The organism is uncultured Campylobacter sp. (assembly GCF_938017615.1).
Taxonomy (GTDB): Bacteria; Campylobacterota; Campylobacteria; order Campylobacterales; family Campylobacteraceae; genus Campylobacter_B.
The window spans coordinates 1-3,714 of sequence record NZ_CALIJA010000108.1; the positions used below are offsets into that span (position 1 = coordinate 1).

General features: G+C 48.1%; 3 protein-coding genes. All 3 read left to right on the forward strand.

Features of this window, described 5'->3' with window-relative positions:
• The coding region (locus tag Q0620_RS05680; protein WP_298783667.1) for a lipocalin family protein at positions 1-563 on the forward strand (563 nt) is incomplete at its 5' end.
• Complete coding sequence (locus Q0620_RS05685) at positions 563-1,963, forward strand: riboflavin kinase (protein ID WP_298783669.1); 1,401 nt, start codon at positions 563-565, stop codon at positions 1,961-1,963. The genes Q0620_RS05680 and Q0620_RS05685, both read left to right, overlap by 1 nt.
• 839 nt (positions 1,964-2,802) lie before the next feature.
• Positions 2,803-3,507: a carboxy-S-adenosyl-L-methionine synthase CmoA gene (gene cmoA / locus Q0620_RS05690; protein ID WP_298783671.1), complete on the forward strand. Its 705-nt coding sequence runs from the start codon at positions 2,803-2,805 to the stop codon at positions 3,505-3,507.
• Positions 3,508-3,714 lie beyond the last annotated feature (207 nt).

Genomic DNA, 3,714 nt, shown 5'->3' on the forward strand with positions numbered 1-3,714 from the left:
CCAAGCTCTGCGATAAAATTTTTCATTATCAGATCGATTTTTTCCATTTATGCTCACTTAAATTTTGCTTTTATCTGGCGTTTTGCGCGCTATTTTTGGGCTCATGCGCCAAAAGTCTGAGCCCAAAAGCGCCGATCGTAAAAAACTTCGACATCGCTAAATTTAGCGGCGGCTGGTATGAGATCGCCCGTATGAAGGGCGGCGGCGAGCTGCAAAACACCGCGTACGAGTGCTTTATCGATAAAAATTCTACGATCAATCTTCTAAAAACCGCCAAAACAAGCTCGGGCAAAATCGAAAACGAGCAGCACGTATTGGAGTTTGCGGGCGATAAAAACGTAGGCCTGCTCTATCAAAAAGGCCTGATTTCCGACTCCCTCTACCGCGTGGCGCAGGTGGACGGCGACTATCGCTACGCCCTGATTTTCGGCGCCGATACGAGTGAGCTTTATATCCTCTCACGCACCAAAACCCTGCCTGAGCCAATCCGCATCCTCTATCTAAAAAAGGCGAAGCACAGCGGCTACGACACCAAAAAAATCGTCTGGACAAAGCAGCAATAATGGCTAATCAAAAATCATGTAAAGACCATACAGAGGCTTCGCTACGGAATTTTAAAGAGCAAAATTTCGTAGCGCAGAATTCCAGCTTGAAAAATTTTACGGAACAGAATTTCGCAAGCAATGGGGAAAATTCATCTAAAAGTATCGAACACCCGAAGCAAGAGCTACGCAAAAATAAAACCGGCGATGCGCACCGCGCAGATGAAGCAGACACCGACACCTCTTGCAGCAATGAAACGACTTTTGGCAGTAAAACGGCTTATAACGACGCTTGCAGCAATGACGTAGACGTGCAGGCTCAAGGCACGCTTCCTGCTTGTGCGGAAGTACTGCGTGCGCGCCTAAGCGAGCAGTTCGCACGAGGCGATATTTTCGCAACGCTACAAGGCGCAAACCGCGATAATGTGCGCGCCGTAGCAATCGGTAACTTCGACGGCATGCACCTTGGACATCAAAAATTATTTGAGCACCTAGGTGAACACGGCGCAATAATCGTAATCCTAGCAGGTGGTGGCACGAAGCTAACCCCTTTTGCGTCACGGCAGGCGTTTACGAACAAAAAGATTTTTTATTGCGATCTACGCACTATCAAAAGCCTTAGCGGAGGCGAATTTATCGCACTTTTAAGGCAGAATTTCATAAATTTACAAAAAATTGTCGTGGGCGAGGACTTTAGATTTGGGCGTGATCGGGCGTGGGACGTGGAATTTTTAAGGCGCGAATTTCGCGGGCAAACCTGCGTCGTAGGGGAGTTTTGCTTAAGCGGCGGCGGCGTGCATTCAAGTAGGATCAAGGAGCTTTTATCGCGCGGTCGGTGCGAAGAGGCGGCGGAGCTTTTAGGGCGAAATTACGAGATCTGCGGACGCGCAGTTCGCGGTCAGGGGCGCGGGGCGCGAGAGTTCGTAGCGACGCTAAATCTTGATGCGAGCGGCTATTTTATGCCAAAAAGCGGCGTATATGCGAGCCTAGCACGCGCCGGAAGCAAGGAATTTGCAAGCGTGAGCTTCTTGGGGCACAGGCTCAGCACCGACGGAACTTTTGCGCTTGAAACGCACATTTTAGGGGACTTTGCAGGCTTTGAGGTAGGTTTAAATTCCGCACAAGATCGCGCGCCGTGCTGCGAGGGGCAAGCCGCACATTTTGCGCAAAATTTAGATGAAATTTCGGCGCGTAATTCAGTAGAAATTTCTACGCAGAATTTTGCGGCGAGCGAGAGCCTGGACGCCGAAAATAAAAATTTAGAGACTGCGGACAAAAACAGCGGCGCGAAATTTGCTTGCGTAAAATTTATAAAGTTCCTACGTGAAAATCGCAAATTTAGCGATCTAGCGCAGCTTAAAGAGCAGATTTTAAAAGACGCTTCAGAGGCGGAGGCGGTACTACGAAGCCGTAAATTTTAATCTACGGCTTGTAAGCTTAAAGATGAAATTTTCGGGCTGTGCGCTTGATTTGATGCGTCTGCCCGCGTTTTGCATCTACGACGCATTAAATGAGCCGTCTGCGTCGTCCCGTATAAAAATCGTGTGCCCGTTACTTGGTACACTGCCTACATGGCTTTAACGCACCTTGAGCTTGGGTTTATGTAAGACGAGGCAAGTGCAAGCTGCGCCGAGAATTGAGAACGATAAAAAATCTTAGTTGTGCTGCAAAGCTTTAAAATTCGGCAGGGCTGAGCTTCCGAGCAAGAGCCAAGCGGCTAAATTATACGCCTAGCTAAACGCGGGATTTTGTTAAGCGGGTTCCATTTTACGGCGCGTAAAATCGCAAAATGGGCGCGAAATTCTACCAATGGAGCTTTGACTATGCTTTTAATTTAAGTTAGTAATTAAAGAATTTAAAGAAGCTGTTTTGGCAGTGCGAGATTTGGTGGCGTAAAATTTAATGTTGAGAAATTCTAAGCCCGCTAAATACGGCGTAGAATTTTAAGGACATATTTGCACAGCGTGAAATTTTAAGGCGTGTCAAGCAAGATGTGAAATTTAATCATGCATCGAGCATATCCGGGCTAGAAGTGGGCACAAACTGAGATGCAGCTCGCTCGCATCAAAAGTGCTCATGCTGCGTTTAAAATTTAGGTATGCTTCGCGCAGAGCAAACTAAGCGCGAAAATTCCATGCGTAGCGGTCGCAAATCGAGTGTCTCGTAAGTACAGAAAGCACGGCGTGAGAATTCTGCGCTTAGCATGCGTAGGAAGTATAAATCGAGTGCTGCGCAAATAGCAAAACTAAAAAGGAAACGGATGAAAGACGAAATTTTTAAAGAGCCTATCAAAAAACAGTTTGAGTTTGACGCCAGCGTCGCGTCGGTTTTCGATGATATGATCGGGCGCAGCGTGCCGTTTTATGAGGCTAGCACGCGGCTTAGCAGCGAGCTTTTGGCGCGGATACTGCCGCAAAAGGCTCGCGTGATCGATCTTGGCTGCTCGACTGCGACCGCGCTGCTGGCGTTGTTTGCGCTGCGCCCCGATCTGCGGCTGTGCGGTATCGATAGCTCGGAGGCGATGATACAAAACGCCCGCGCCAAAGCGGCGGCATTCGGTGCCAAGCTCGAGCTTGGCGTATCGGACGTGCTGGATGCGAGCCTCGAAGACTGCGACGCCGTGATTTTAAACTACACATTGCAGTTTATCAGGCCGCCGCGTAGGGCCTCGCTCGTGAGTAAAATTTACGACGGATTGCGCAAGGGCGGGGTTTTGATCTTTAGCGAAAAGATCGTCTACGAAGAGCCTGCGCTCGCGCGTCAGATGATCGAAATTTACGAGGATTACAAGCGCGCGCAGGGCTACTCGCGCTACGAGATCGCGCAAAAACGCGAGGCGCTTGAAAACGTCCTCGTGCCCTACACCGAGGCAGAAAACCGAGCCTTGGCGCTAAGCGCGGGCTTTAAGCGCGTCGAGAGTATCTTTAAATGGGCGAATTTTATGAGCTTCGCGGCGTTTAAATGACCTCTCTATACCCTCTAAAGATACTTTTACTCTAAAATTTATCTATATTTGGCACAACCTTCCTTGCTTACAGATAATTCAAATAGATTTTTTCCATCTTCGGTTTTATAAAATGAAGTGTGCTTGTTAATATAGTCAAAAAATCCACCCATATTTAAAAACCTACAAAACTGCGGACTCGCATTATTAGCCATGTGATTTTCTAAT